Origin of the sequence: Pseudomonas maioricensis (assembly GCF_022790535.1) — a bacterium.
Taxonomy (GTDB): Bacteria; Pseudomonadota; Gammaproteobacteria; order Pseudomonadales; family Pseudomonadaceae; genus Aquipseudomonas; species Aquipseudomonas maioricensis.
The window spans coordinates 295076-318314 of record NZ_LOHG01000002.1 but is presented as its reverse complement, the minus strand read 5'-3'; the positions used below and the strand labels follow the sequence as shown (position 1 = coordinate 318314).

Here is a 23239-nt window from a genome sequence, read left to right as displayed (position 1 = left end):
CACTGATCTGGATCATCACTGCGACCACACAGCGCTGAGCCAATTTGCCTGAACTGTTATTATCCGTCGCAACTATCATGTACGGATTGATCCATGTCCTCTCGCGAAATTCGCATCGCCACCCGCAAAAGTGCGCTGGCCCTATGGCAGGCCGAATACGTCAAAGCTCGTCTGGAACAGGCTCATCCGGGGTTGCTCGTGACGCTGGTCCCCATGGTCAGTCGGGGCGACAAATTGCTCGACTCTCCACTGTCGAAAATTGGCGGCAAGGGACTTTTCGTCAAAGAACTCGAAACAGCTCTGCTGGAAAATCGCGCGGATATCGCTGTTCACTCCATGAAAGATGTGCCCATGGACTTCCCTCAGGGTCTTGGTCTGTTTTGCATCTGCGAGCGTGAAGACCCCCGCGACGCCTTTGTCTCCAACCACTTCGCCAGCCTTGAGGCACTGCCAGCGGGCAGCGTCGTCGGTACCTCCAGCTTGCGTCGTCAGGCCCAGCTACTGGCGCGTCGCCCTGACCTGAAGATTCATTTCCTGCGCGGCAACGTCAATACCCGTCTGGCCAAGCTCGATGCCGGTGAGTACGACGCAATCATCCTCGCTGCGGCGGGTTTGATTCGCCTGGGTTTTGAAGAGCGTATTACTGCCAGCATCAGCGTTGACGACAGCCTGCCTGCTGGCGGTCAAGGTGCAGTCGGGATCGAATGCCGTAGCGTCGATGCTGAAATCCACGCGTTGCTTGCGCCTTTGCATCACGACGAAACGGCCATCCGGGTGGTTGCCGAACGTTCACTGAATAAGCACCTCAATGGCGGCTGTCAGGTACCCATCGCCTGTTATGCCGTACTTGAGGGCGAGCAAATCTGGCTACGCGGTCTGGTAGGTGATCCTTCGGGTAGTTTGCTGTTGCGTGCTGAGGCACGTGCTCCGCAAGCAGACGCTCAGGCGCTTGGCGTTCAGGTTGCCGATGCCCTGCTCGAACAGGGCGCAGAGGGCATTCTCAAAGCCGTTTATGGCGAGGCCGAACGAGAATGAGCGATTGGCGGCTGTTGCTGACCCGTCCTGCCGAGGAGTCCGCCGCGCTGGCGTTAACGTTGGCCGAGACGGGGATTTTTAGCAGCAGCCTGCCATTGCTCGAAATTGAGCCTCTGCCTGCCAGCGCTGAGCAGCAGTCGCTGGTTCAGAACCTGGACCTCTACAGCGCCGTTATTGTGGTTAGCAAACCCGCCGCGCGTCTGGGCTTGCAGTGGGTCGCGCAATTGTGGCCGCAGACACCTATCCTGCCTTGGTTCACTGTGGGAGCGGGTACCGCGCAGATACTTCAGGACTACGGCCTGGATGTGAGTTGGCCCGAAAATGGTGATGACAGCGAGGCTCTGCTTGATTTATCCCGACTGCAACAATCCATCGCCATACCCGGCTCACGCGTGTTAATCATGCGTGGCGAAGATGGGCGTGAATTGCTCGCCGAGCGTTTACGCAGTCTGGGTGTCAGCGTTGATTATCTGCCGCTGTATAAACGTAACCTGCCATATTATCCGCCTTCGACGCTGACTCAGCTTGTCCAGGCGGAACGCTTGAACGCGGTGGTGGTCAGCAGTGGGCAGGGTTTGGAACACCTGCGCCAGTTAGCGGGCGATGATTGGCCTGAACTGACGCGTTTGACTTTATTCGTGCCGAGCCCGCGCGTTGCAGAAATGGCGCGCGAAGCCGGAGCCCGAACAGTTGTGAATTGCCGTGGCGCAAGCGCTGCGGCTTTGCTGGCGGCGTTACGGGAACAACCCGGACCTGCTCTTCAGGCGTATTGATCGACTGCTGTCTTTTACCGATTACGCCCAAATGCAAAGGATGGATACGTGAGCGAAACAGCCTTGCCCAAAGATGATTCTGAATCTGTGCTGACACCACCGACCCCCGATCCGTTGCGGCCTGAACGTCCGGCTGGACGGAGTAACGGTCTGGTTGTGCTGGCCTTGCTATTTGGCGTGGGTGGCATTGCTGTCGCCGGTTGGGGGATATGGCAACTGCGCGCTGTTCAGGCGAGCCACCAACTGCAACGCACGCAAATGCAGGACATCGCCGCTCAAACCCTGACCTTGCAGACCAGCGAGAAGCAGCTCTCCGAGCGTTTGGCGCAGCTGCCTCCTGCTAATGAGCTGGAAGAGCGTCGTCGTCTGGTTGCGCAGTTGCAAGGTGATCAGCAACGCCTGAGCCAGCGGCTTGAAACTGTGCTCGGTGCGAGCCGCAAGGACTGGCGTCTGGCTGAGGCTGAGCATTTGCTGCGTCTGGCTAGCTTGCGCTTGTCTGCGTTGCAAGACATCAACAGTGCTCAGGCATTGGTGCAGGGCGCGGATGAAATTCTTCGCGAGCAAGATGATCCGGGTTCGTTTGCGGCACGAGATCAATTGGCTAAAAGTCTGGCGTCGTTGCGCAGCATTGATCAGCCCGACCGTACCGGGTTGTTTTTGCAGCTTGCCGCACTGCGTGATCAGGTCGCCCAACTCAATGAGCTGGCTCCTGAATACAAGGATAAGGGCGAGTCGCTGTTGGGCCTCACGAGCGCCAATAGCCAGGACAGCCATCTGGTCCAGTGGTGGAACGAGATATCCCATTACATCCGCATCGATTTCAATGCTGACAAGAACATCCGCCCTTTACTGGCCGGTCAGAGTCTTACGCAGGTTCGCCTGGCGCTGAGCCTCGCTCTGGAGCAGGCGCAGTGGGCGGCTCTTAACGGCCAGCCCGTCGTGTTTGACAAGGCCCTGGCTGAAGCGAAGGAGGTATTGCGTACCAACTTCAATCAGGACGATTCCCAGAGCAAAATGCTCTCCGCCCGGCTGGATGAACTCTCCAAGCAACCGGTTTCGGTGATGACGCCCGATCTTGCGCAAAGCTTGAGTGCGGTTCAGGCCTATCTTGAGCGGCGTCATGCCTCGGCAGATGCACCGGGAACTGCGAATAGCCAACCCGCTGAAACGCGGCAGGGGACGAGTCCATGAAGCGTGCCTATGTGCTGTTGTTCATTGCAATTGCCGCTGCAGCGGCGATTGGTGTGGCGATTGCCGAACATTCCGGTTACGTCCTCATTGCCTATCAAAACTTCCGTTACGAATCGAGCCTGTGGGCCACATTAGGCCTGCTGTTCGTTATTTGGCTGGTGCTCGTGGTGATTCGCCTGCTGGTTCGTCTCGTGACGACCTCGGGTTCAGTTGCCAACCCATGGTCGAGGCGTAACCGCAGTCGCCGTGTGCAACTTGCAATCGAGCAAGGGCAGATGGATCTGGTTGAAGGTCGCTGGGCCAGTGCGCAACGCCATCTGCATCGTGCCGCCGAGGCTGAACCGCAACCGCTTCTGTACTACCTCGGTGCGGCCCGTGCGGCTAACGAGCAAGGTCGTTATGACGAGTGCGACAATCTGCTGGAGCGCGCCCTGGAGCGTCAGCCTCAGGCAGAGCTGGCGATTGCTCTGAGTCATGCCCAGCTGCAACAGGATCGCGGTGACAGCGATGGCGCGTTGGTAACCTTGCAGGCCATGAACGAGCGTCACCCTCATAACGCGCAAATTCTGCGTCAGCTGCAGCGCTTGTACCGTCAACGTGGTGAGTGGTCTGCCTTGATCAAACTCATGCCTGAGTTGCGCAAGGACAAGGTACTGCCACCTCAGGAACTGGCCGAGCTGGAACGACGCGCCTGGGGTGAAAACCTTACCCTTGCCGCGTACCGCGAGCAGGACGACGATGGACGCTCGGCGGGCCTGCCCGGGCTGGACAATGCGTGGAAAGGCCTGACCTCCGCGCAACGTCAGGAGCCGCAATTGGTGCTTGCTTACGCTGAGCAGTTGCGCCGGTTGGGTGCTGACGGTCAGGCTGAAGAAGCTTTGCGTGCTGCGATCAAGCGCGAATACAACAGCCACCTCGCTCGCCTGTACGGACTGGTGCGTGGTGATGATCCGGCGCGTCAGTTGCAGGTTGCAGAGGGATGGCTGAAAAACCATCCAGATGATCCAAGCCTGCTATTGACGCTTGGTCGGCTGTGTCTGCAAAGCAGCTTGTGGGGCAAGGCGCGGGACTATCTGGAAACCAGCCTGCGTCTGCAACGTAATCCGGAAACCTGTGCGGAGCTTGCTCGCCTGCTGGCCCAATTGGGCGAAACAGAGCGCAGCAATCAGCTTTTTCAGGAGGGCTTGAGCTTGCTTGACGAGCGACTTCTGGCGCGACCACTTCCGGCATTGGCAAGCTGAAAGAGCTGGCCGAATAGCTGTCTGCGCTAGTGCACGCAGACAGCTATGTAGGAACAATCCTCCATGTTTGTTTGCTGTAGGCAATTTCCTTCAGGAGATGGTCTGGTGGCTGTCATCCGTTGTCTGCAAAGGCCCACCTAAACAGGGACGTATCCTTACGGCCGCGCCTTGAAAGGGTTGAACGCTTTCTCTACCGTAACTGCCTTCGTCTTACGTTACGGATTTGCCATGCAACTGGCTCACACGCGCTCCCTGTTTTTTCTGGTGTTTATTGCCTGCGCAATGATCATCGGCTGTGTTTTTTATGTGCAGTCTGCGTATGGGCTCTCACCTTGCGTACTGTGCCTGTGGCAGCGGGCAGCTTTCGTTGGCAGCGGCGTTCTGGCGCTGATTGCCACGCTTCATGCGCCGGGCCGGACAGGCTGCCGTGCCTACAGCGCAGTGATTTTGCTGTTGATGCTCGCCGGTGCCGCACTTGCTGGCTTCCAGGTCTGGCTTCAAACAGCAACCGTCGATGACACCATTGAAGTTATTGCTCAAGGTGAATGGCTGCTGGACGCTCTTTCGTTAAATCAATGGATCGACAGGTTGTACAGCGATGCCGCTTTCTGCGCAGAAATCTCCTGGTCACTGTTTGGTATCAGCCTGCCGGAGTGGAGCCTTCTGGCCTTCGTCGGTTTAGCAATGGTCATGCTGTATGCGCTTTTCAGGGCTACTTTCCGCACTTCGACAGCCGAAAGTCGGGCCGAGGATTAAACACTTGTATGAACTTTCTCTCCTGCGTACCTTGATGGCCTAGTCATGCGGGCATAATCTGGCCCGCAAGCGTTATTGGATATATGCATCATCTGTCGCCCATAAAGCCTGTGTCGTCCACAGCGACGAGCTCAAAACCAGGCCTGCGCAGACTGCATGCCCCTGAAGGGAAGAGATCATCATGTTGGAAAGCTGTCAGAACGCGCAGGAACGCTGGGGCGGGGTCAATAAGCTGATTGATCGCTGGCTGCAGGAACGCCTTGAACTGGTTCGCGTCTACGATGCCCTCGGTGATACGCCCGAAGCATTGGCTGCTGATCGTGAAGGCTTGCAGAAATTCTGTGAGGTGCTCGTCGATTATGTTTCGGCCGGGCATTTCGAAATCTACGAGCAGCTCAACAGCGAAGCCAAGGCATTCAACGATGAGCGCGGCCTTGAACTGGCAGACACTATTTACCCGCGACTCAAGGTGATAACCGAGTCAGCGCTTGCGTTCAATGACCGTTGCGACAGAGGTGATTGCTCCGATTGCACCGCCGTTGCTGCGGAGTTCAACACGCTGGGTGGCTTGCTGCATGAACGCTTTGAGTTGGAGGACTGCCTGATTGAGGTGCTCCACAACTCCCACAAGGAAGAAGCGGCGACTACTCAAGCCTGATGACTTCTGCGTGAATGAAAAAGGGGTGCCCATGGGCACCCCTTTTTTTCTGCGGATCGATATGAGGCTTTATTTCCAAGTGATCTGTAGGAGCTCACCGAGGTCACGAGGCCAGCGATGGAGTAGTGTCAGACAAACCGTGATCGCTGGCCTAGTAACCTCGGTGAGTTCCTACAGGCACTGCGTATGTCTTACTGCGACACCCCAACCAGCTCGATTTCAAATACCAGTGGCGTGAACGGGTCAATCAAGTCACCCGCGCCTTCTGCGCCGTACGCTTCTGCCGAGGGGATGACCAAGCGCCATTTGGCACCCACCGGCATGTTTTGCAGGGCTGTAGTCCAGCCACTGATCACGCTGTCGAGACGAAACCACTGTGGTTGTGTGCTTTGATCGAAGACCGTGCCATCGGGCAGGCGGCCGACATAGCGGACCTGCACCCGGCCATCAGCGCTTGGTTTGGCTCCGTGGCCAGCGACCAGTTCGGTCATCAATATGCCGTCTGCCAACTCGGTTACACCAGGCTTGGCCTTTTCAGCCGCCATGAATTTCTGTTCGCTTTCCATGGCCGCTTCGCTCAGCGGTTCGACTGCGCCGGAGGCTTCGGCCTGGGCGACAGCAGCGTCATGCTCGCGAAGAATTTGCTCGATGCGTTCCTTCTTCAATGCCAGAGGCTTGCCTTCGTAAGACTGCTGCAAGCCTTCAATCAGCGCAGGCAAATCAAGATCCGGCACTTCCTGATGCAGGCGTTCGCCCAGGCTTGCGCCAAGGCTGTAAGCGAGGTCGTGTGCCTCGCTGGACGGTGCGGCTTGTACAGCCTGGACCACCGGCAACAAGAGGAACAACGACGTGAACAGGTAGCGCGACATGAATGCTCTCCGGCCTGGGAAGTCAGCGATTATGCCAGTGCAATGGCCTGTACGTGACGGGTGTTTGAAGATGAATTTCGCACTGCGTTGGTGGTGCTTGCAACAGGCATTTTTTCCGCTATGCAACAGCGGGCGTTTCATACTGTCAAGATGCCCTAGCGGCGCTGCTGACAGAGGTCTAGTATGAGCCGCAAATCAGTCAGCCAGGAGGTAAGTCATGTCGGCCAAAAAGAAGCCAGTAAATACTCCGTTGCATTTGCTACAACAGCTGTCGAGCAGCCTGCTCGAACATCTTGAAGACGCCTGCTCCCAAGCGCTGGCTGATGCTGAAAAACTGCTCGCGAAGCTTGAAAAACAACGTGGCAAGGCGCAGGAAAAACTGCACAAGTCGCGTACCAAACTTCAAGACGCCGCGACCGCTGGCAAAGCCAAGGCACAAGGCAAAGCGAAATCTGCCGTGGCTGAGCTGGAAGAATTGCTGGACGCGCTGAAAGAACGTCAGAGCGAAACCCGCGGCTACATTCTGCAACTCAAGCGTGACGCTCAAGAAAGTCTGAAACTGGCTCAAGGCGTTGGCCGAGTCAAGGAAGCTGTCGGCAAGGCACTGACCAGCCGTGCAGCCAAACCAGCTCCTGCCAAATCAACACCTGCCAAAGTTGTCGCTGCAAAAGCAAAAGCACCTGCGGCCAAAACCGCTACTGCAAAAGCGCCTGCGAAAGCTCCGGCCAAGGCTCCAGTCAAAGCGCCCGCTAAAGTTGCCGCAGCCAAACCTGCTGCCAAGGCACCTGTAAAAGCGACGCCAGCCAAGGCCGCGGCAAAACCTGCGAGCAAGCCAGCCGCCAAGCCCGTAGCGAAAGCGCCGGCTAAAGCTGCAGCAACCAAGCCAGCTTCGACGGCTAAAGCGCCGGCCAAAACTGCAGCTGCAAAACCTGCCGCTAAAGCACCGGCTGCTGCTGCAAAACCAGCGAGCAAGCCAGCCGCCAAGCCCGTAGCGAAAGCGCCTGCTAAAACTGCAGCCGCCAAGCCAGCCTCGACGGCTAAGGCTCCGGCTAAAACCGCAGTGGCAAAACCTGCCGCCATGGCACCGGCTGCTGCTGCAAAACCAGCGAGCAAGCCAGCTGCCAAGCCCGTAGCGAAAGCGCCGACTAAAGCTGCACCCGCCAAACCTGCAGCCAAGCCAACGGCTAAACCAGTTGCAGCCAAACCCGCTGCGAAACCGGCAGCTGCCAAGCCTGCCGCGAAGCCTGTAGCTGCCAAGCCAGCCACTGCACCTGCGCCAGCGGCTCCGTCTGCCACTCCGGCACCTGCGCCAGCGCCAGCCGCAACGCCTGCTCCAGCGCCAACCACCGGCACCACGCCAACCAGCGCTTCTTAAGGCTGATTCATCGCGGCGCGCAGCATCTGCAGCGCGTCGCGATTTTGCCCGGCGGCCTCGCCCGCCAGGCAAATCAACCAATCCCCTTGCTCTGCCGTTTGCTGTGCTGACCAACTCCGGGTCTGTGCTTCGAGCCTCGTCAGCAGTTCCCTCTCCGCTTCCAGTTCCAATGCTTTGACTTGCTCACGTAGCAAGCGCAATGGCACATCATGCTGAGCTTCGTTACGCCACGCTGTGCGTATTTCGCGAAGCGGGCGCACTACCTCGTCATGCCACGGGGCCGCCAACTGTCCGATTTCCCTCGCCCGCTTGGCATTGCATGCCACGCCACGTTGCGTAAGCCACACGCCACACAAGAGCAGGCAAACATTGGCGCCGCTGGTTTGCAGGCTCAGGCAGGCTTGCTCTACGCCGGGTCTTGCATAGAAATCCAGGGTGAAACTCCAAAGGTCAGAAGGCATAGTTAGCACCTGTTTGAGACGAAGCTGGTAGACTCCGCCGCCATTATGATTCGACTTCAAAGCCTTACCTTACAGCGTGGCCCGCAACGTCTGCTAGAAGACGCCGAGCTAACCCTGCACGCCGGTCAAAAAGCCGGCCTGATCGGTGCCAATGGCGCCGGTAAATCCAGCCTGTTCGCTTTGCTTCGGGGTGAACTGACCCCCGACGCCGGTGACTGTCTGCTACCCGCCGACTGGCGTATCGCGCACATGCGTCAAGAGGTCGATACTCTTGAACGCATCGCTGTGGACTACGTCCTGGATGGCGACCTGCGTTTGCGCGAAGTGCAGCACTTGCTGGCTGAGGCGGAGGCCGCGCAGGACGGCGCGGCCCAGGCGCGGATGCACTCGGAGCTCGACAGCGCCGATGGTTATACCGCTGACGCTCGGGCTCGCAAGCTGCTGGCCGGTCTTGGCTTTACCAACGAACAGATGGAAAAGCCGGTCGGAGACTTTTCGGGTGGCTGGCGGATGCGTCTGAACCTGGCACAAGCCTTGATGTGCCCTTCGGACCTGCTGTTGCTCGACGAGCCCACCAACCACCTGGATCTCGATGCGATCCTGTGGCTTGAGGACTGGCTGAAAAGCTACCCCGGCACCCTGCTGCTGATCTCTCACGACCGGGATTTTCTCGATGCTGTGGTTGATCATGTGGCTCACGTCGAGCAGCGTAAGATCACGCTTTATCGTGGCGGTTACAGTGCTTTCGAACGCGCCCGCGCCGAACGTATGGCCCAACAACAACAGGCCTACGAGAAGCAGCAGGCGCAGCGCGCGCACATGGAAAAATTCATCACCCGCTTCAAGGCTCAGGCGACCAAGGCCAAGCAGGCCCAGAGCCGTATCAAAGCGCTGGAGCGAATGGAAGAGCTGTCTGCGGCGCATGTGGATTCGCCGTTCGATTTCACCTTCCGCGAGTCGAGCAAGATCTCCAGCCCGCTGCTGGACCTGTCCGACGCTCGCCTGGGTTATGGCGACAGAGCGGTGCTGGAGAAGGTCAAGTTACAACTGACTCCAGGCGCTCGTATTGGCTTGCTCGGGCCGAACGGCGCGGGTAAATCGACCCTGATCAAAAACCTTGCGGGTGAGCTTGAGCCCTTGAGCGGTCGCATGGCTCGGGGTGAGAACACGGTGGTGGGTTACTTTGCCCAGCACCAGTTGGACTCGCTGGATGCCAAGGCTAGCCCGTTGCTGCACCTGCAACGCATCGCACCTACTGAGCGTGAGCAGGCTTTGCGCGATTTTTTGGGTGGTTTCGACTTCCGTGGCGCGCGTCTCGATGAGCCCGTACTGAATTTCTCTGGTGGGGAAAAAGCACGTCTGGCGCTTGCGTTGATCGCCTGGGACAGGCCGAACCTGTTGCTGCTCGACGAACCTACTAACCACCTGGATCTGGAAATGCGTCTGGCGTTGACCATGGCGCTTCAAGAATTCAGCGGTGCGGTATTGGTGGTTTCTCACGATCGGCATCTGCTCAAAAGTACGACCGATGATTTCCTGCTGGTCGCTGACGGCCGTGTTCAGGAGTTCGATGGCGACCTTGAAGATTACGCTCGCTGGCTGGCTGATTACCGGCTGCGCAATGCGCCCGTCAGCAACACACCGGTCAACGTCGACAAGACTGATAAAAAAGCCCAGCGCCAGCAGGCAGCAGCGCTTCGTCAGCAACTGGCTCCGCACAAGAAACTGGCCGACAAGCTTGAGCGCGACCTCGGTACTTTGCATGAGCGGCTTGCCAGGGTTGAAGCCGAGTTGGCCGACAGCGCCAATTACGAGGCCGCCAACAAAGACAAACTGCGCGATCTTTTGGCTGAGCAGGCGAAACTCAAAGTGAGTGAGGCCGAGCTGGAAGAAGCCTGGATGGAAGCTCTGGAATTGCTGGAGTCCATGCAGGCCGAGCTGGAAGCACTCTCGTAAATACGTTGGGGGATTGATGGAATCTTTTGGATCGCTGGTTCCTCCGCACTGGGTGGAGCCGATCTGGCTGGGGTTGCAGATCCTGTTGATTCTGGTCGCCGGTTACATGGCGCAACGGCTGGTCGGGCGTTTTCTGACCCGTCTGGGCGAGCGCTATCCGTTGCCGCCCGAACTGTTGCTGCCGCTGCGCGGTGGCTTGCGCTGGTTCATCATGGGCAGCGCGTTTGTCATTGTGCTGGGGCAGCTCGGTGTTTCCGCCACTGTGCTATGGACCGCGCTCTCGGGCTTTGTCGCCGTTGCCGCTGTGGCGTTCTTCGCCATGTGGAGCGTGCTGTCCAACCTGCTGTGCGCTGTGCTTATTTACACAATTGGCCCGTTTCGCATCGGTGATGTGGTCGAGCTGGTTGATACCCTCGACAAGCCGGGCGTCAAAGGCCGCGTGTTAGAGATCAACCTGATGTTCACCACGTTGATCGAGCCTGCCGAAGCGGGCGGTGCGCTGGTTCAGGTCCCCAACAGCCAGTTTTTCCAGAAGTCGGTACGCCGCTGGCGTGGCACAGATGGCTTCCCGACCATCGCCGTCGATAAAACGCCCGAAAACTGAATTTGTTGAGGTTGTCGACTCGCAGAGCCTAGTCAATTGCCCGAGAAACTACTAGCTTAGCGGGCTATGGTGTTCGCCCGAGGTGTGTGATGTCTTTCGAAACATGGCTGGCTTTCTTTGCCGCGTGCTGGGTAATCAGTCTTTCGCCGGGTGCGGGCGCTATTGCATCGATGTCCAGCGGTTTGCGCTATGGATTCCTGCGAGGGTATTGGGTCGCTCTGGGCCTGCAATTGGCACTGATTGCACAGATTGCAATTGTTGCCGCCGGTCTTGGCGCCGTACTCGCCGCTTCGGACATGGCATTCACGCTGATCAAATGGTTCGGTGTGGCGTATCTGGTCTATCTGGGTATCAAGCAATGGCGTGCGCTGCCCGCCGAGCTGACCGATGACTCGACCATTCGCCCTATCGGCAAGCCAATGGCACTGATCGCCCGGGGTTTTCTGGTCAATATCAGCAATCCCAAGGCGTTGGTGTTCATGCTGGCGATACTGCCGCAGTTCATTGATCCCAACGCACCGTTGCTCGCTCAGTACCTGACGATCATGGCAACCATGGTTGCGGTAGACATGACCGTGATGGCGGGTTACACCGGGCTGGCTTCGCGCGTACTGCGGGCGCTTAAAACCCCAAAACAGCAGCGCCGTATGAACCGCACCTTTGCCGGTTTGTTCGTGGGCGCTGCGGGTTTCCTGGCGACGCTGCACCGAGCGTAATCTTGTGGGAGCCGAGCTTGCTCGCGATAAGAACACTGCGGTCTATCCTGAATTGAGTCCAGTCTTATCGCGAGCAAGCTCTGCTCCCACAAAGTCTGCACAGTGGTCTTAGGGCTACAAATACTCCCCCGCCGCCTCCGGCTGGTACTCCACCGCCAGCAGGGTCAGCTTGAGGGTCTTGCCGCCCGGTGCGGGCCAGTCGATGTGTTGACCGACCTGCAGGCCCAGCAGCGCCGAACCAACCGGGGCGAGGATAGACACCGTGCCCTCGGCGCCGGCATCTTTCGGGTAGACGAGCTTCAGGTGGTAGTCCTTGCCGCTGACTTCTTCGCGGCAATGCACTTTTGAATTCATGGTCACGACGCCAGCAGGTACTTCTTCGTGGCCAACCACCTGTTCGGCGCGGTCCAGCTCGGCTTGCAGAGCTTCGAGGCCGGGGGTCGTTTCCTCAAGGCTCTCGATCAACTGCTCAAGGCGCTGAACGTCCAGCCGGGTCAAAATGATGGAAGGTTGTGTCGACATGTGGGCAGGCTCCTTTTCTGCGCTGCATAAAGCAAAACCCCGCCTGAAGTGGCGGGGTTTTGAAGGCTTCATCGATGAAGCATATCTGGACACTAACACAGCACGGGCATTACACAACCCGACACAGCCATGGTGGGCTGTTATGCGTCGGGAGCCTGATTTGAATCAGCGACTGCCCGGCGTTGGTCCGCGTTCGCGCGAATCTGTCGGCGACGATTATCGTCCGCCGAGCGCCACTCACGGATGTCTTCCACATGGCGGAAGCAACCCAGGCAGACTTTCTGCTCGTCCAGTCGACACAGGCTGATGCAAGGCGAAGGCACCGCCGGGCTGACATTGCTGTACAGCGGCTTTGGCGGGCGAACTGATGCGGTGTTGGCGGTCACGATCAAATCTCGTCGAAATCGAGCTCTGCGCCCGCCTGATCCAGCGTAAGGCGCGCAAGCATTTCGCTCAGCAGCTCATCGCTGGTGTCGCAGCTCCAGCGCTTTTCTTCTTCGTCATAGTCGAAGTGGAAACCACCCGAGCGTGCTGCCAGCCACAGCTGGCGCAGCGGTTCCTGGCGGCTGAAGATCAACTGAGTGCCATTTTCGAACTTGACGGTCAGCACGCCCGCCGAGTTTTCGATGTCCAGGTCCAGGCCACTCTCATCGAAAATATCTTCCAGCGCTTGCTGGGTGGCATCCACCAGGTCGTGAAAACGGGCTTCGGTCAAACTCATGGGGGGAACCTCAAAAAGTGTCGGCTGTTTGCGCAGCGACGCAAGATACGGTCGCTTAAAGGCAAATGCAAAGCATACCCGCCCAACGACCCGTACAGACGCCAATAATCCGCTTTGTTGGCTGCAATTCGGCAGCGTTGCGTCAAAGCCCCGCCGGACGGGAGGACCGCCACGTAGGCAAGCCGATGGGTGGCCGGTATACTCGGGCGCAATTACTGCTTTTACAAAGGATTTCGCCATGAAGCGCCTGATCTCTTCGCTTGCTGCGCTTGTCGCGGTCGCTTGCCTCGTTACTGCCTGTGGCCAGAAAGGCCCGTTGTACCTGCCGGATGACCAGAAGTCTTCCGACGACCAAGCCAAGTCGCAATCGCACAAGCATCTTTAAGGGTATTCCATGGACGCCTTCAACTACCGCGACGGTGAACTGTTCGCGGAAGGTGTAGCGTTGTCTGCCATTGCCGAGCGCTTCGGCACGCCGACCTACGTCTACTCCCGCGCTCACATTGAAGCGCAATATAACGCCTATGCAGATGCACTGAGCGGCATGCCGCATCTGGTCTGCTTTGCTGTAAAAGCCAACTCAAACCTGGGTGTGCTCAACGTTCTGGCGCGTATGGGTTCGGGCTTTGACATCGTGTCCCGTGGCGAACTGGAGCGTGTACTCGCTGCTGGCGGCCAGGCCGACAAGATTGTTTTTTCCGGTGTCGGCAAGACCCGTGATGATATGCGCCGTGCGCTGGAAGTCGGCGTGCACTGCTTCAATGTCGAATCCACTGACGAGCTTGAGCGTCTGCAGATCGTAGCCGCTGAAATGGGCGTGCGTGCGCCTGTCTCGCTGCGCGTCAACCCGGACGTCGACGCAGGTACGCACCCGTACATCTCCACAGGCCTCAAAGAAAACAAGTTCGGCATCGCCATCGCAGACGCCGAAGATGTCTACGTGCGCGCTGCGCAGTTGCCGAACCTGGAAGTGGTCGGCGTCGATTGCCACATCGGTTCACAGCTGACCACGCTGGAGCCGTTCATTGACGCTCTGGATCGTCTGCTTGCCCTCGTGGATCGTCTTGGCGATTGCGGCATTCTGCTGCGTCACATCGATCTGGGTGGCGGTCTTGGCGTGCGTTACCGCGATGAGGAGCCACCGCTGGCTTCCGATTACATCACGGCGGTCCGTGAGCGCATGGAAGGTCGTGACCTGTCGCTGGTTTTCGAACCCGGCCGGTTTATCGTCGCCAACGCTGGCGTGCTGCTGACTCAAGTCGAGTACCTCAAGCACACCGAGCACAAGGATTTCGCTATCGTCGACGCGGCGATGAACGACCTGATCCGCCCGGCGCTGTATCAGGCCTGGATGGACGTGACTGCCGTTCGCCCGCGTGACAGCGCCCCTCGCACTTACGATATTGTCGGTCCTATCTGCGAAACCGGTGACTTCCTGGCCAAAGGCCGCGAACTGGCTTTGGCTGAAGGTGATCTGCTGGCTGTGCATTCGGCCGGTGCCTATGGTTTTGTCATGAGCTCGAACTACAACACTCGCGGCCGTACCGCTGAAGTGTTGGTCGACGGCTCGCAGGCTTTCGAAGTACGCCGCCGCGAGACCGTGGCCGAGCTGTTTGCTGGCGAAAGCCTGCTGCCGGAGTAACCCATGCTGCTGCGTTTTACCAAGATGCATGGCCTGGGCAACGACTTCATGGTTTTGGACCTGGTCAGTCAGCACGCCCATATTCTGCCCAAGCACGCCAAACAATGGGGTGATCGGCATACCGGCGTTGGCTTCGATCAGCTGTTGCTGGTCGAAACACCGACCAATCCGGATGTCGATTTCCGTTATCGGATCTTCAACTCTGATGGCTCCGAAGTCGAGCAGTGTGGCAATGGTGCGCGCTGCTTTGCCCGCTTCGTGCTGGACAAGCGTCTGACCGCCAAGCGCCTGATCAAGGTAGAAACCAAAAGCGGAATTATCGAGCTGGAAATCCGCAATGACGGCCAGATCAGCGTCGATATGGGGCCGCCACGGCTGGTCCCGGCGGACATTCCGTTCCAGGCCAGTGAGCAGGCGTTGAGCTACAGCCTTGATGTTGATGGGCAAACGGTTGAGCTGGCTGCGGTCTCCATGGGTAACCCGCATGCGGTGTTGCGTGTGGACGACATCAACAACGCGCCGGTGCATGCGCTGGGTCCGAAGATTGAACACCACCCGCGCTTTCCGGCGCGGGTCAACGTAGGCTTTCTCTACGTCGTTGATCGCCAGCGTGCGCAGTTGCGCGTCTGGGAGCGCGGAGCCGGAGAAACCCAGGCCTGTGGCACCGGTGCGTGTGCGGCAGCGGTCGCGGCGATCAGCCAGGGCTGGATGGATTCGCCACTGCTGATCGATCTGCCGGGCGGTCGATTGTCCATCGAATGGGCTGGTCCTGGTCATCCGGTGCTGATGACCGGTCCTGCGGTCCGCGTATATGAAGGCCAAGTTCGTCTATGAGTGAGCAAAAGCGATGACTGACAAGCCTCAGACTTCAACCGACAAGCCTAGCGAATCGCCGGTCGATAGCGCAGCGCCAAACCTTGAAGCAGAGGCGATCATCGCTTACCTGCTCGACCGTCCCGATTTCTTTGCCGAGCACGACGAATTACTGGTGTCGATGCGCATCCCGCATCAGCGCGGCGATACTGTCTCGTTGGTTGAGCGTCAGCTCAAGCTGCTGCGCGAGCGCAACATCGAGATGCGCCATCGTTTGTCGCAACTGATGGACGTTGCTCGCGATAACGACCGGCTATTCGACAAGACCCGCCGCCTGAACCTCGCGCTGATGGATGCCGCCAGCCTTGAAGAAATCGTGATTGCTGTAGAAGACAGCCTGCGTCAGGACTTCCAGGTGCCCTTCGTCAGTTTGATTCTGTTCAGTGACAATGCTATGCCGGTCGGCCGTTGGGTCAGCAGTGTCGACGCGCAAAAGACCATTGGTGGCCTGATTGGCGACAAGACAGTGTGTGGTGCCCTGCGTGAGCACGAGTTGACCTTTCTGTTCGGCGCCGAGCAAGGCAAGGAAGTTGGCTCCACCGCCGTGGTGACCCTCAACCATCTCGGCCTGCATGGCGTGCTGGCCATCGGCAGTCGCGATCCGCAGCATTACAAGAGTTCGGTGGGCACCCTGTTCCTCAACTACATCGCCGATGTGCTGAGTCGTCTACTGCCGCGCTTCACCCACTCCTTACGCTCGGTTCGCTAATGATGGAGCGACAGCTGGACGCTTACTGCACTCATTTGCGCAGTGAGCGCCAAGTGTCGCCTCACACGCTCGAAGCTTATCGCCGTGACCTCAACAAGGTGTTGGCGTACTGCGAGAAGCAACAGCTGAGCAGTTGGGCCGCGCTGGACATCCAGCATCTGCGCAGCCTGATCGCCCGGCAGCATCAGCAGGGCCAATCCTCGCGCAGCCTGTCGCGCCTGCTCTCGGCGGTGCGCGGGCTTTATCACTACCTTAATCGTGAAGGCATCTGCGAGCACGATCCGGCCAACGGCCTGTCGCCTCCCAAAGGTGAGCGTCGCTTGCCAAAGACACTTGATACCGATCGCGCCCTGCAACTGCTGGATGGCGGTGTTGAAGATGACTTTCTGGCTCATCGCGATCAGGCCATTCTGGAGTTGTTCTATTCTTCAGGGCTGCGGCTGTCCGAGCTGACCAGCTTGAACATGGAGCAGTTGGACCTGAGCGAAGGTCTGGTGCAGGTGCTCGGTAAAGGCAGCAAGACCCGTGTCCTGCCGGTAGGCAAGAAGGCCCGTGAGGCGCTGCACGCGTGGATTGCGCTACGTGCCCTGGCCAACCCTGAAGATGATGCGGTATTCATCAGCCAGCAAGGCAGACGTCTCGGCCCTCGCGCGATTCAGAAACGGGTCAAAGCCGTAGGCGAGCGCGAGTTAGGGCAGAACCTGCACCCGCACATGTTGCGCCACTCGTTTGCGAGCCATCTGCTGGAGTCATCCCAGGACTTGCGCGCTGTGCAGGAGTTGCTTGGGCACGCCGACATCAAGACCACGCAGATTTACACCCACCTGGATTTCCAGCATCTGGCGTCGGTCTACGACAGCGCCCATCCGCGGGCCAAACGTAAAGGTTCTGACCATGATTAAGCTGATCACCTTCGACCTTGATGACACCCTGTGGCATACCGCCCCGGCTATCGTCAGCGCCGAAGCCATACTGCGTGACTGGCTGGCTGCCAACGCGCCAAAGCTTGGCCCGGTCCCGGTGGAGCACTTGTGGGAAATTCGTGCGCGCCTTGTGGACGCTGATCCGACCTTCAAGCACCGCATCAGCGCCTTGCGGCGGCGTGTGCTGTTCCATGCGCTGGAGGATGCCGGTTATGCCTCAGCTGAAGCTCAGGCTCTGGCGGATCAGGCTTTTGAAGTGTTCCTGCATGGCAGGCATCAGGTCGAGATATTCCCGGAGGTCCACCCGACCCTGGAGATTCTTGCCAAGACCTTCACTCTGGGGGTGATTACCAACGGCAATGCCGATGTGCGTCGTCTGGGGCTGGCCGATTATTTCGCCTTCGCGCTGTGTGCTGAAGACCTGGGGATCGGCAAACCCGACCCTGCCCCGTTTCTGGAAGCGCTCAAGCGTGCCAACGTCGATGCGGGTGCGGCAGTGCATATTGGCGATCACCCGGGCGATGACATCGGTGGCGCCCAGCAAGCCGGTATGCGTGCGATCTGGTACAACCCGGCGGGTAAGCTGTGGGAGGCAGACCAACTGCCGGATGCCGAGATCCGCAGCCTGACGCAGTTGCCGGATGTGTTGAGTCGCTGGGTGTAGGTGATGTTGAGGCTTGTGATGACTGTGGGAGCGGTGCTTGCCCGCGATAAGGCTGGACGCGATCTAAAGTGAACCGCGTGCAGCCTTATCGTCGGAATGCCGCCCAGACCAAGCACCGCTCCCACAGTCATCATCAGTCCCACAGGGCCGCGTCAGGCCCGAACCAGCGGAAAATTTTTACCCAAAAAAAAGCCCGCAGCGACAGCGGGCTTTTTTCATCCGGCATCAGACACCCTTAGATAGGGCGGCTACCGTATTTGTTATCAGGCTTCTTGGGCGGATCGGCGACCACATTGGCCTCCACTTCCTGCACCTTGCCACCACGGGCGAGGAACTCTTCCATGGCGCGAGCCAGAGCATCACGCTCTTTGTTTTTGGCTTCTACGCTAGGCAGTTCATCAACCGAGACAGCAGCCTTGGCTTTACCTTTGGTTGGGGTTGCCGAAGCTTCCGCACCGTCATCGGCTTCAGCGCCATCTTCTTCGGGAGCAGCTGCAAGCTCCTCACCGTCCTCTTCACCTTCCAGATCATCAACCAGATCGTCGTTGTCGTCGTCGCTCATGTTCTACCTCATGACTTGCGAAAGCAGATTAGTTATAGCCCAGCTGCGTACGTTTTCGAATGCTGCCGGAAAAAATTCAACATCCGCTGCAAAACAGCGGTTAGGCCTGTTCACCTTGAAGGGTGGCGAGGACGTTGCGAGCACCGCCAGCATCACGGTGCTCACCCAGATAAACACCTTGCCAGGTGCCCAGCGCCAATCGACCTGCCGAGACCGGCAAAACCAACTGGCAGCCTAGCAAACTGGCCTTGAAATGCGCCGGCAGATCGTCAGGGCCTTCGTCTTCATGTTCAAAGCCGTGGGTGCCTTGTGGCACCAGACGGTTGAAAAAGCGCTCGAAGTCACGACGCACAGCCGGGTCGGCGTTCTCGTTGATGGTCAACGAAGCCGAGGTATGCTGCAGCCACAAATGCAGCAACCCGACTCGACACTCTCGCAGCTCGGGCAAGCCTGCAAGAATTTCATCGGTTACCAGATGAAACCCGCGTGGCCTTGCCCGCAGGGTAATTCTGGTTTGTTGCCACATACAGTTCTCCGCATATTCGGCGCGCATTCTAACGCGCTGGAAGAAAAAGCAAAGCGCGCAATAATCCGTCTTTTGTGTAAGCCATCAACGCTTGCTCGCCGACATGGCGGGTATCTCTGCAAACTGTCAGGAATGCCCCTTGTAATGCTGCTCTTGTATCGGTTGAGCAGTTTTCGCCGGGCAATGTATCGACAAACTCCAGACAAAAAAATGCCCGGTAAACCGGGCATTTTTTTACAGTGGCTTACAAGTTGTAGCCACGCTCGTTGTGTTGCGCAAGGTCGAGGCCGACAGCTTCTTCCTCTTCGGTGACACGCAGGCCCATGACCGCGTCCAGCACCTTGAGGATGATGAAGGTCACGATCGCTGTGTAAACGACGGTGAACGCCACGCCTTTGAACTGAATCCAGACTTGAGCTGCGATGTCAGTCACAGTGCCGAAGCCGCCCAGAGCAGGGGCTGCGAACACGCCGGTCAGGATTGCGCCGACGATGCCGCCGATGCCGTGAACGCCGAAAGCATCCAGGGAGTCGTCGTAGCCCAGCTTGCGCTTGAGGCTGGTGGCGCAGAAGAAGCAGATCACGCCTGCAGCCAGACCGATGATCAGAGCACCCATCGGGCCTACAGTGCCAGCGGCCGGAGTGATTGCAACCAGACCGGCAACAACACCCGAAGCGATACCCAGTGCGCTTGGCTTACCGTGGGTCAGCCACTCGGCGAACATCCAGCTCAGTGCGGCAGCGGCGGTAGCGATCTGAGTAACCAGCATCGCCATGCCTGCGGTGCCGTTGGCAGCCGCGGCGGAACCGGCGTTGAAACCGAACCAGCCAATCCAGAGCATTGCTGCGCCGACCAGGGTGTAACCCAGGTTGTGCGGTGCCATTGGAGTAGTAGGGAAGCCTTTACGCTTGCCAAGTACCAGGCACGCTACCAGACCGGCTACACCTGCGTTGATGTGAACAACGGTGCCGCCTGCGAAGTCCAGAACGCCCCAGTCCCACATCAGGCCGCCGACGCCGCCCCAGACCATGTGCGCGATTGGCGCGTAGACCAGGGTGAACCAGATAGCCATGAAGATCAGCATTGCGGAGAACTTCATGCGTTCTGCGAAAGCGCCGACGATCAGGGCTGGGGTGATGATGGCGAAGGTCATCTGGAAGGTGATGAACACCGCTTCAGGGAACAGAGCCGCAGCGCCAGTGATGCTGGCTGGCGTGACGCCTGCCAGGAACGCTTTGCCCATGCCGCCGAAGAACGAGTTGAAGTTGACGACGCCTTCTTCCATACCGGTGGTATCGAACGCAATGCTGTAGCCGTAGACGACCCACAAGATGCTGATCAAACCAGTGATAGCGAAGCACTGCATCATCACAGAAAGAATGTTTTTAGAACGGACCATACCGCCGTAGAACAGCGCGAGGCCGGGAATGGTCATGAACAGCACCAAGGCTGTTGCAGTCAGCATCCAGGCGGTGTCGCCTGAGTTGAGGACTGGGGCTGCCACTTCGTCTGCCGCCATGGCCAAGCCAGGGGTTACGAGGGACAACAGGGCTCCTAGCCCTGCGAATTGACGCAGAGTCATATTGTTTTCTCCTGGGGCGTTGGGTTGGCGGCTTAGATTGCGTCGGTATCGGTTTCGCCGGTACGGATGCGAATAGCCTGTTCCAGATTCACTACAAAGATCTTGCCGTCACCAATCTTGCCGGTGTTGGCGGCTTTGGTTATCGCCTCGATAACGCGATCCAGATCCTTATCGTCAATGGCAACATCGATCTTCACCTTGGGAAGGAAGTCGACTACGTATTCCGCACCGCGATACAACTCGGTGTGGCCTTTCTGACGTCCGAAGCCTTTGACTTCAGTAACGGTGATGCCCTGCACGCCGATTTCGGACAGCGACTCGCGCACGTCGTCCAATTTGAACGGCTTGATGATGGCAGTGACTAGCTTCATGAAACTTTCTCCCGAATTGGTGGACTTGCCCCAGGAAAACAAACCCGACTCAAGTCTAAGCGCAGTGCCTGGCTTTGTAACGCATCGGTCGCCTGAAGGAGGTCCGACCAACCCCAGAAAACCGCTTTTGACGAAACATTCCCCGCTCCGCCTGCCGCACTGTAATCGTCAACGCGACTGCATCAGTGCATGGGTCATCAGCGACTAAGCAGAAAGCTTGCCATCTCCTGATTTTTCATTGAATACAGGCTCTTGATCCCTGTTTCAGGCACCGGGACCGCCCCGCGAGGCGTGTCGGCGCACAACTAAAGTGCGTTCGTGCACGCGCTGGTGCGCCATTATCGTGCGCCCGCCGTCGCTAGAAATGACTATAGACGCTCCGTGCTACACTGCCGCCCATCTGAAACCGGAGGTAGACATGCTCGCGCCCAAAGCTTTTCTCGATGCCCTGAGCGGGCACGCCTCGCGCTTGTTCAATGGCGAAACGCCGATCCCGCGTAACGAATTCGAAACCCAGTTCAAGGCCCTTCTGCAAAGCGGCTTCAGCAAACTGGATCTGGTCAGCCGTGAGGAGTTCGACAGCCAGATGGCCGTCCTCGCCCGCACTCGTGCCCGCCTTGAAGCACTGGAGGCGAAAGTTGCAGAGATGGAAGCGAAGCTGAACCCGCCTGTGGGTGAGTAGTTAAGGGGCTGGGTAACCTCGGTAGGAGCGAATTCATTCGCGAAAGGGCCAGTCCATTCACAGCATTTTCGTCGTCAGGAATGGAGCCTTCGCGGATAAATCCGCTCCCACAGGGACGAGGTGTATCTGCTACTGCGAGTCCCCGAAACGGTGCATGCCTCGCGAACTGGAACTCATCGAGCTATCAGCAACCTCTCCAGCTGTTTCGTATACGGCGAAAGGTCACCGATGGTGCGGGCGACCCATTCGGGGTCGTAATAGGTGTCCAGATAGCGCTCGCCGCTGTCGCACATCAGCGTCACCACCGACCCCTTCAAGCCTTGCTCCTGCATTTGCAGCGCTACGGTCAGTGCGCCCCAGACGTTGGTCCCTGTGGAACCGCCCGGCTTTTTCCCTAGACGTTTTTCCAGCCAGCCGAGGGTGGCGATGCTCGCTGCATCTGGAACCTGCAGCATGTCGTCAATGACTCCCGGCAAAAACGAAGCCTCTACCCGGGGTCGCCCAATGCCCTCGATACGGCTGCCCTTCAGGCTGGTCAGGTTTTTATCACCGCTGCGGTAGCTGTCGTAGAACACCGAGTTCTCCGGGTCCACGACGATCAACTTCGTGTCATGGCCTTTGTAGCGAATAAAACGGCCGATGGTTGCTGAAGTCCCGCCGGTGCCCGCGCTCATCACAATCGCTGTCGGGATAGGGTGCTCCTCGCCACTCAGTTGATCGAAAATACTGTCAGCGATGTTGTTATTGCCCCGCCAGTCCGTCGCCCGTTCTGCGTAGGTGAACTGATCCATGTAATGACCATTGTCGAGCCGAGCCAGGCGTTCCGCCTCCGGGTACATGTCGCAGGATTGCTCCACGAAGTGGCAGCGCCCGCCGAGCAGCTCAACCTGCTGAATTTTCCTGCTCGCGGTATGGCGCGGCATGACCGCCGTGAACGGCAATCCCAGCAGTTTTGCGAAGTAAGCCTCCGATACCGCCGTACTGCCGGAAGATGCTTCCACCACATGCGTGCCCTGGCAAATGTTGCCGCTGCAGATCGCGTGAAGAAACAACGAGCGCGCCAGACGATGTTTCAGGCTGCCGCTGGGGTGAGTGCTTTCGTCTTTGATATAGATATCGATGTTGTTCAACGCCGGAACATCCAGCTTGAGCATGTGCGTATCCGCAGAGCGCTGCTGATCGCAGGCAAGGGTTTTGATCGCGGTACGAATCCAGTCATTCATCACTTCTGCGCCTCGGCAAAAACACATCTATTCTCGAGGGCAAATGTTACTGATCGCTCAGAAAATTAATTTCCTTTCGTTCTACGCAGATAGCTAATCTATAGAAAAATATTCTCCATATGGACTGGTTTGAAAAATGGACAGTTTTGATCGTCACATTCTCAGCATTTTGCAGCGCGATGCTTCCACTGTGCTCAAGGATCTGGCTGAGGCCGTCAACCTCTCGACAACTCCCTGCTGGAAACGAGTCAAAAAGCTCGAAGAGGCCGGGTACATCAAATCCAGAGTCGCGCTCCTGGACCCAGAAAAACTGGGGCTGGGATTGTCGGTTTTCGTTCAGCTCAAGACCCAGCGCCACGACACCCAGTGGCTTGAGCAATTTGCCCAAACCGTCATGCAGTACGAAGAGGTCATGGAGTTTTATCGGATGGCAGGCGAATGGGACTACATGCTGCGGCTGGTGGTCAGCGACATGGCTGCCTACGACCGCTTTTATAAAAAGCTGATCAGCAGCACTGAAGGACTTTCGACCATTACCTCCAGCTTCGCCATGGAGCAGCTGAAATACACCACGGCGCTGCCGTTGCCTCGCGGCTGAGCCTGT

General features: G+C 58.2%; 28 protein-coding genes. 18 read left to right on the top strand and 10 right to left on the bottom strand.

The window, feature by feature from the left end:
• The first annotated feature begins 93 nt into the window (after positions 1-93).
• The 6 genes from hemC to rsd all read left to right on the top strand — a co-directional run bounded on the left by hemC (position 94) and on the right by rsd (position 5654).
• Positions 94-1035: a hydroxymethylbilane synthase gene (gene hemC, locus AUC61_RS04095; RefSeq protein WP_122667292.1), complete on the top strand. Its 942-nt coding sequence runs from the start codon at positions 94-96 to the stop codon at positions 1033-1035.
• Entirely contained in the window at positions 1032-1808 is a 777-nt protein-coding gene (locus AUC61_RS04090; RefSeq protein ID WP_243244574.1) for a uroporphyrinogen-III synthase, read from the top strand. Before hemC ends, AUC61_RS04090 begins: the two co-directional genes overlap by 4 nt.
• A 48-nt stretch (positions 1809-1856) precedes the next feature.
• On the top strand, positions 1857-2999 hold the full coding sequence (locus tag AUC61_RS04085) for a uroporphyrinogen-III C-methyltransferase (RefSeq protein WP_243244572.1): 1143 nt from the start codon (positions 1857-1859) through the stop codon (positions 2997-2999).
• Positions 2996-4240, top strand: coding sequence for a heme biosynthesis HemY N-terminal domain-containing protein (locus AUC61_RS04080; protein WP_243244571.1), 1245 nt, complete (start codon positions 2996-2998; stop codon positions 4238-4240). The genes AUC61_RS04085 and AUC61_RS04080 overlap by 4 nt, the downstream gene beginning before the upstream one ends.
• Before the next feature lie 228 nt (positions 4241-4468).
• Complete coding sequence (locus AUC61_RS04075) at positions 4469-4996, top strand: disulfide bond formation protein B (RefSeq protein ID WP_243244569.1); 528 nt, start codon at positions 4469-4471, stop codon at positions 4994-4996.
• Positions 4997-5177: 181 nt separating this feature from the next.
• Positions 5178-5654, top strand: a complete 477-nt coding sequence (rsd, locus tag AUC61_RS04070; protein ID WP_243244567.1) for a sigma D regulator — start codon at positions 5178-5180, stop codon at positions 5652-5654.
• 191 nt (positions 5655-5845) lie between these two features.
• Here rsd and AUC61_RS04065 read toward each other — a convergent pair whose 3' ends face one another.
• Entirely contained in the window at positions 5846-6523 is a 678-nt protein-coding gene (locus AUC61_RS04065) for an FKBP-type peptidyl-prolyl cis-trans isomerase (protein WP_243244565.1), read from the bottom strand.
• A 217-nt stretch (positions 6524-6740) separates the two neighbouring features.
• On the opposite strand from AUC61_RS04065, the gene AUC61_RS04060 reads away from it, so the two are divergent.
• Positions 6741-7898, top strand: a complete 1158-nt coding sequence (locus AUC61_RS04060; protein ID WP_243244563.1) for an AlgP family protein — start codon at positions 6741-6743, stop codon at positions 7896-7898.
• Here the strand turns inward: AUC61_RS04060 and AUC61_RS04055 are convergent.
• Positions 7895-8359 carry a TIGR02444 family protein gene (locus AUC61_RS04055; protein ID WP_243244562.1) on the bottom strand — a complete coding sequence of 155 codons (465 nt, stop codon included), beginning with the start codon at positions 8357-8359 and terminating at the stop codon, positions 7895-7897. The two genes, AUC61_RS04060 and AUC61_RS04055, sit on opposite strands and share 4 nt — an antisense overlap.
• A 45-nt stretch (positions 8360-8404) precedes the next feature.
• On the opposite strand from AUC61_RS04055, the gene AUC61_RS04050 reads away from it, so the two are divergent.
• The 3 genes from AUC61_RS04050 to AUC61_RS04040 all read left to right on the top strand — a co-directional run bounded on the left by AUC61_RS04050 (position 8405) and on the right by AUC61_RS04040 (position 11635).
• A complete protein-coding gene (locus AUC61_RS04050; RefSeq protein WP_243244561.1) occupies positions 8405-10315 on the top strand; it encodes an ATP-binding cassette domain-containing protein in 1911 nt (636 codons plus the stop codon).
• 16 nt (positions 10316-10331) lie between these two features.
• Positions 10332-10919 (top strand): mechanosensitive ion channel family protein, encoded by a 588-nt coding sequence (locus AUC61_RS04045; protein ID WP_122667301.1) that lies wholly within the window; start codon positions 10332-10334, stop codon positions 10917-10919.
• Positions 10920-11008: 89 nt separating this feature from the next.
• Positions 11009-11635 carry a LysE family transporter gene (locus AUC61_RS04040; RefSeq protein ID WP_243244560.1) on the top strand — a complete coding sequence of 209 codons (627 nt, stop codon included), beginning with the start codon at positions 11009-11011 and terminating at the stop codon, positions 11633-11635.
• A 114-nt stretch (positions 11636-11749) separates the two neighbouring features.
• Here the strand turns inward: AUC61_RS04040 and rnk are convergent, their stop codons facing one another.
• The 3 genes from rnk to cyaY all read right to left on the bottom strand — a co-directional run bounded on the left by rnk (position 11750) and on the right by cyaY (position 12878).
• Complete coding sequence (gene rnk, locus AUC61_RS04035; protein WP_122667303.1) at positions 11750-12157, bottom strand: nucleoside diphosphate kinase regulator; 408 nt, start codon at positions 12155-12157, stop codon at positions 11750-11752.
• A gap of 140 nt (positions 12158-12297) precedes the next feature.
• The gene (locus AUC61_RS04030) at positions 12298-12543 is read right to left on the bottom strand and encodes a DUF1289 domain-containing protein (RefSeq protein WP_243244559.1); all 246 of its coding nucleotides are present in this window, start codon (positions 12541-12543) and stop codon (positions 12298-12300) included.
• A 2-nt stretch (positions 12544-12545) separates the two neighbouring features.
• The gene (cyaY, locus tag AUC61_RS04025; RefSeq protein WP_122667304.1) at positions 12546-12878 is read right to left on the bottom strand and encodes an iron donor protein CyaY; all 333 of its coding nucleotides are present in this window, start codon (positions 12876-12878) and stop codon (positions 12546-12548) included.
• A gap of 238 nt (positions 12879-13116) precedes the next feature.
• Between cyaY and lptM the strand changes: the two genes are divergently transcribed.
• The 6 genes from lptM to AUC61_RS03995 are packed head-to-tail and all read left to right on the top strand — an operon-like array spanning position 13117 to position 17689.
• Positions 13117-13263, top strand: coding sequence for an LPS translocon maturation chaperone LptM (lptM, locus tag AUC61_RS04020; RefSeq protein ID WP_049827215.1), 147 nt, complete (start codon positions 13117-13119; stop codon positions 13261-13263).
• Between the two features lie 9 nt (positions 13264-13272).
• On the top strand, positions 13273-14520 hold the full coding sequence (lysA, locus tag AUC61_RS04015) for a diaminopimelate decarboxylase (RefSeq protein ID WP_243244558.1): 1248 nt from the start codon (positions 13273-13275) through the stop codon (positions 14518-14520).
• Between the two features lie 3 nt (positions 14521-14523).
• Entirely contained in the window at positions 14524-15354 is an 831-nt protein-coding gene (gene dapF / locus AUC61_RS04010) for a diaminopimelate epimerase (protein ID WP_243244557.1), read from the top strand.
• A gap of 13 nt (positions 15355-15367) precedes the next feature.
• Positions 15368-16102 (top strand): DUF484 family protein, encoded by a 735-nt coding sequence (locus AUC61_RS04005; protein ID WP_243244555.1) that lies wholly within the window; start codon positions 15368-15370, stop codon positions 16100-16102.
• Between the two features lie 2 nt (positions 16103-16104).
• Positions 16105-17004 (top strand): tyrosine recombinase XerC, encoded by a 900-nt coding sequence (gene xerC, locus AUC61_RS04000; RefSeq protein WP_122667308.1) that lies wholly within the window; start codon positions 16105-16107, stop codon positions 17002-17004.
• The gene (locus tag AUC61_RS03995; RefSeq protein WP_243244554.1) at positions 16997-17689 is read left to right on the top strand and encodes an HAD family hydrolase; all 693 of its coding nucleotides are present in this window, start codon (positions 16997-16999) and stop codon (positions 17687-17689) included. The genes xerC and AUC61_RS03995 overlap by 8 nt, the downstream gene beginning before the upstream one ends.
• 235 nt (positions 17690-17924) lie before the next feature.
• On the opposite strand, the gene sutA is transcribed toward AUC61_RS03995, so the two are convergent.
• From sutA to glnK, 4 genes are all read right to left on the bottom strand, one after another.
• Positions 17925-18251 (bottom strand): transcriptional regulator SutA, encoded by a 327-nt coding sequence (gene sutA, locus AUC61_RS03990; protein WP_243244553.1) that lies wholly within the window; start codon positions 18249-18251, stop codon positions 17925-17927.
• A gap of 100 nt (positions 18252-18351) precedes the next feature.
• Positions 18352-18777: a secondary thiamine-phosphate synthase enzyme YjbQ gene (locus tag AUC61_RS03985; protein ID WP_122667311.1), complete on the bottom strand. Its 426-nt coding sequence runs from the start codon at positions 18775-18777 to the stop codon at positions 18352-18354.
• Between the two features lie 244 nt (positions 18778-19021).
• Positions 19022-20359 carry an ammonium transporter gene (locus tag AUC61_RS03980; protein WP_087271566.1) on the bottom strand — a complete coding sequence of 446 codons (1338 nt, stop codon included), beginning with the start codon at positions 20357-20359 and terminating at the stop codon, positions 19022-19024.
• A 32-nt stretch (positions 20360-20391) separates the two neighbouring features.
• Positions 20392-20730 (bottom strand): P-II family nitrogen regulator, encoded by a 339-nt coding sequence (gene glnK, locus AUC61_RS03975; protein WP_002555808.1) that lies wholly within the window; start codon positions 20728-20730, stop codon positions 20392-20394.
• A gap of 418 nt (positions 20731-21148) precedes the next feature.
• Between glnK and AUC61_RS03970 the strand changes: the two genes are divergently transcribed.
• Entirely contained in the window at positions 21149-21412 is a 264-nt protein-coding gene (locus AUC61_RS03970) for an accessory factor UbiK family protein (RefSeq protein ID WP_027899842.1), read from the top strand.
• Positions 21413-21585: 173 nt separating this feature from the next.
• On the opposite strand, the gene AUC61_RS03965 is transcribed toward AUC61_RS03970, so the two are convergent.
• Entirely contained in the window at positions 21586-22635 is a 1050-nt protein-coding gene (locus AUC61_RS03965; protein ID WP_243244551.1) for a PLP-dependent cysteine synthase family protein, read from the bottom strand.
• Between the two features lie 136 nt (positions 22636-22771).
• Between AUC61_RS03965 and AUC61_RS03960 the strand changes: the two genes are divergently transcribed.
• Positions 22772-23233 (top strand): Lrp/AsnC family transcriptional regulator, encoded by a 462-nt coding sequence (locus AUC61_RS03960; protein WP_243244549.1) that lies wholly within the window; start codon positions 22772-22774, stop codon positions 23231-23233.
• Positions 23234-23239: the final 6 nt, after the last annotated feature.

What these genes read in the sequence shown, in the direction of transcription:
- hemC (WP_122667292.1), top strand. Translation starts at nt 94, where the DNA reads ATGTCCTCTCGCGAAATTCGCATCGCCACCCGCAAAAGTGCGCTGGCC.
- AUC61_RS04090 (WP_243244574.1), top strand. Translation starts at nt 1,032, where the DNA reads ATGAGCGATTGGCGGCTGTTGCTGACCCGTCCTGCCGAGGAGTCCGCC.
- AUC61_RS04080 (WP_243244571.1), top strand. Translation starts at nt 2,996, where the DNA reads ATGAAGCGTGCCTATGTGCTGTTGTTCATTGCAATTGCCGCTGCAGCG.
- AUC61_RS04075 (WP_243244569.1), top strand. Translation starts at nt 4,469, where the DNA reads ATGCAACTGGCTCACACGCGCTCCCTGTTTTTTCTGGTGTTTATTGCC.
- rsd (WP_243244567.1), top strand. Translation starts at nt 5,178, where the DNA reads ATGTTGGAAAGCTGTCAGAACGCGCAGGAACGCTGGGGCGGGGTCAAT.
- AUC61_RS04065 (WP_243244565.1), bottom strand. Translation starts at nt 6,523, where the DNA reads ATGTCGCGCTACCTGTTCACGTCGTTGTTCCTCTTGTTGCCGGTGGTC.
- AUC61_RS04060 (WP_243244563.1), top strand. Translation starts at nt 6,741, where the DNA reads ATGTCGGCCAAAAAGAAGCCAGTAAATACTCCGTTGCATTTGCTACAA.
- AUC61_RS04055 (WP_243244562.1), bottom strand. Translation starts at nt 8,359, where the DNA reads ATGCCTTCTGACCTTTGGAGTTTCACCCTGGATTTCTATGCAAGACCC.
- AUC61_RS04050 (WP_243244561.1), top strand. Translation starts at nt 8,405, where the DNA reads ATGATTCGACTTCAAAGCCTTACCTTACAGCGTGGCCCGCAACGTCTG.
- AUC61_RS04045 (WP_122667301.1), top strand. Translation starts at nt 10,332, where the DNA reads ATGGAATCTTTTGGATCGCTGGTTCCTCCGCACTGGGTGGAGCCGATC.
- AUC61_RS04040 (WP_243244560.1), top strand. Translation starts at nt 11,009, where the DNA reads ATGTCTTTCGAAACATGGCTGGCTTTCTTTGCCGCGTGCTGGGTAATC.
- rnk (WP_122667303.1), bottom strand. Translation starts at nt 12,157, where the DNA reads ATGTCGACACAACCTTCCATCATTTTGACCCGGCTGGACGTTCAGCGC.
- cyaY (WP_122667304.1), bottom strand. Translation starts at nt 12,878, where the DNA reads ATGAGTTTGACCGAAGCCCGTTTTCACGACCTGGTGGATGCCACCCAG.
- lptM (WP_049827215.1), top strand. Translation starts at nt 13,117, where the DNA reads ATGAAGCGCCTGATCTCTTCGCTTGCTGCGCTTGTCGCGGTCGCTTGC.
- lysA (WP_243244558.1), top strand. Translation starts at nt 13,273, where the DNA reads ATGGACGCCTTCAACTACCGCGACGGTGAACTGTTCGCGGAAGGTGTA.
- dapF (WP_243244557.1), top strand. Translation starts at nt 14,524, where the DNA reads ATGCTGCTGCGTTTTACCAAGATGCATGGCCTGGGCAACGACTTCATG.
- AUC61_RS04005 (WP_243244555.1), top strand. Translation starts at nt 15,368, where the DNA reads ATGACTGACAAGCCTCAGACTTCAACCGACAAGCCTAGCGAATCGCCG.
- xerC (WP_122667308.1), top strand. Translation starts at nt 16,105, where the DNA reads ATGGAGCGACAGCTGGACGCTTACTGCACTCATTTGCGCAGTGAGCGC.
- AUC61_RS03995 (WP_243244554.1), top strand. Translation starts at nt 16,997, where the DNA reads ATGATTAAGCTGATCACCTTCGACCTTGATGACACCCTGTGGCATACC.
- sutA (WP_243244553.1), bottom strand. Translation starts at nt 18,251, where the DNA reads ATGAGCGACGACGACAACGACGATCTGGTTGATGATCTGGAAGGTGAA.
- AUC61_RS03985 (WP_122667311.1), bottom strand. Translation starts at nt 18,777, where the DNA reads ATGTGGCAACAAACCAGAATTACCCTGCGGGCAAGGCCACGCGGGTTT.
- AUC61_RS03980 (WP_087271566.1), bottom strand. Translation starts at nt 20,359, where the DNA reads ATGACTCTGCGTCAATTCGCAGGGCTAGGAGCCCTGTTGTCCCTCGTA.
- glnK (WP_002555808.1), bottom strand. Translation starts at nt 20,730, where the DNA reads ATGAAGCTAGTCACTGCCATCATCAAGCCGTTCAAATTGGACGACGTG.
- AUC61_RS03970 (WP_027899842.1), top strand. Translation starts at nt 21,149, where the DNA reads ATGCTCGCGCCCAAAGCTTTTCTCGATGCCCTGAGCGGGCACGCCTCG.
- AUC61_RS03965 (WP_243244551.1), bottom strand. Translation starts at nt 22,635, where the DNA reads ATGAATGACTGGATTCGTACCGCGATCAAAACCCTTGCCTGCGATCAG.
- AUC61_RS03960 (WP_243244549.1), top strand. Translation starts at nt 22,772, where the DNA reads ATGGACAGTTTTGATCGTCACATTCTCAGCATTTTGCAGCGCGATGCT.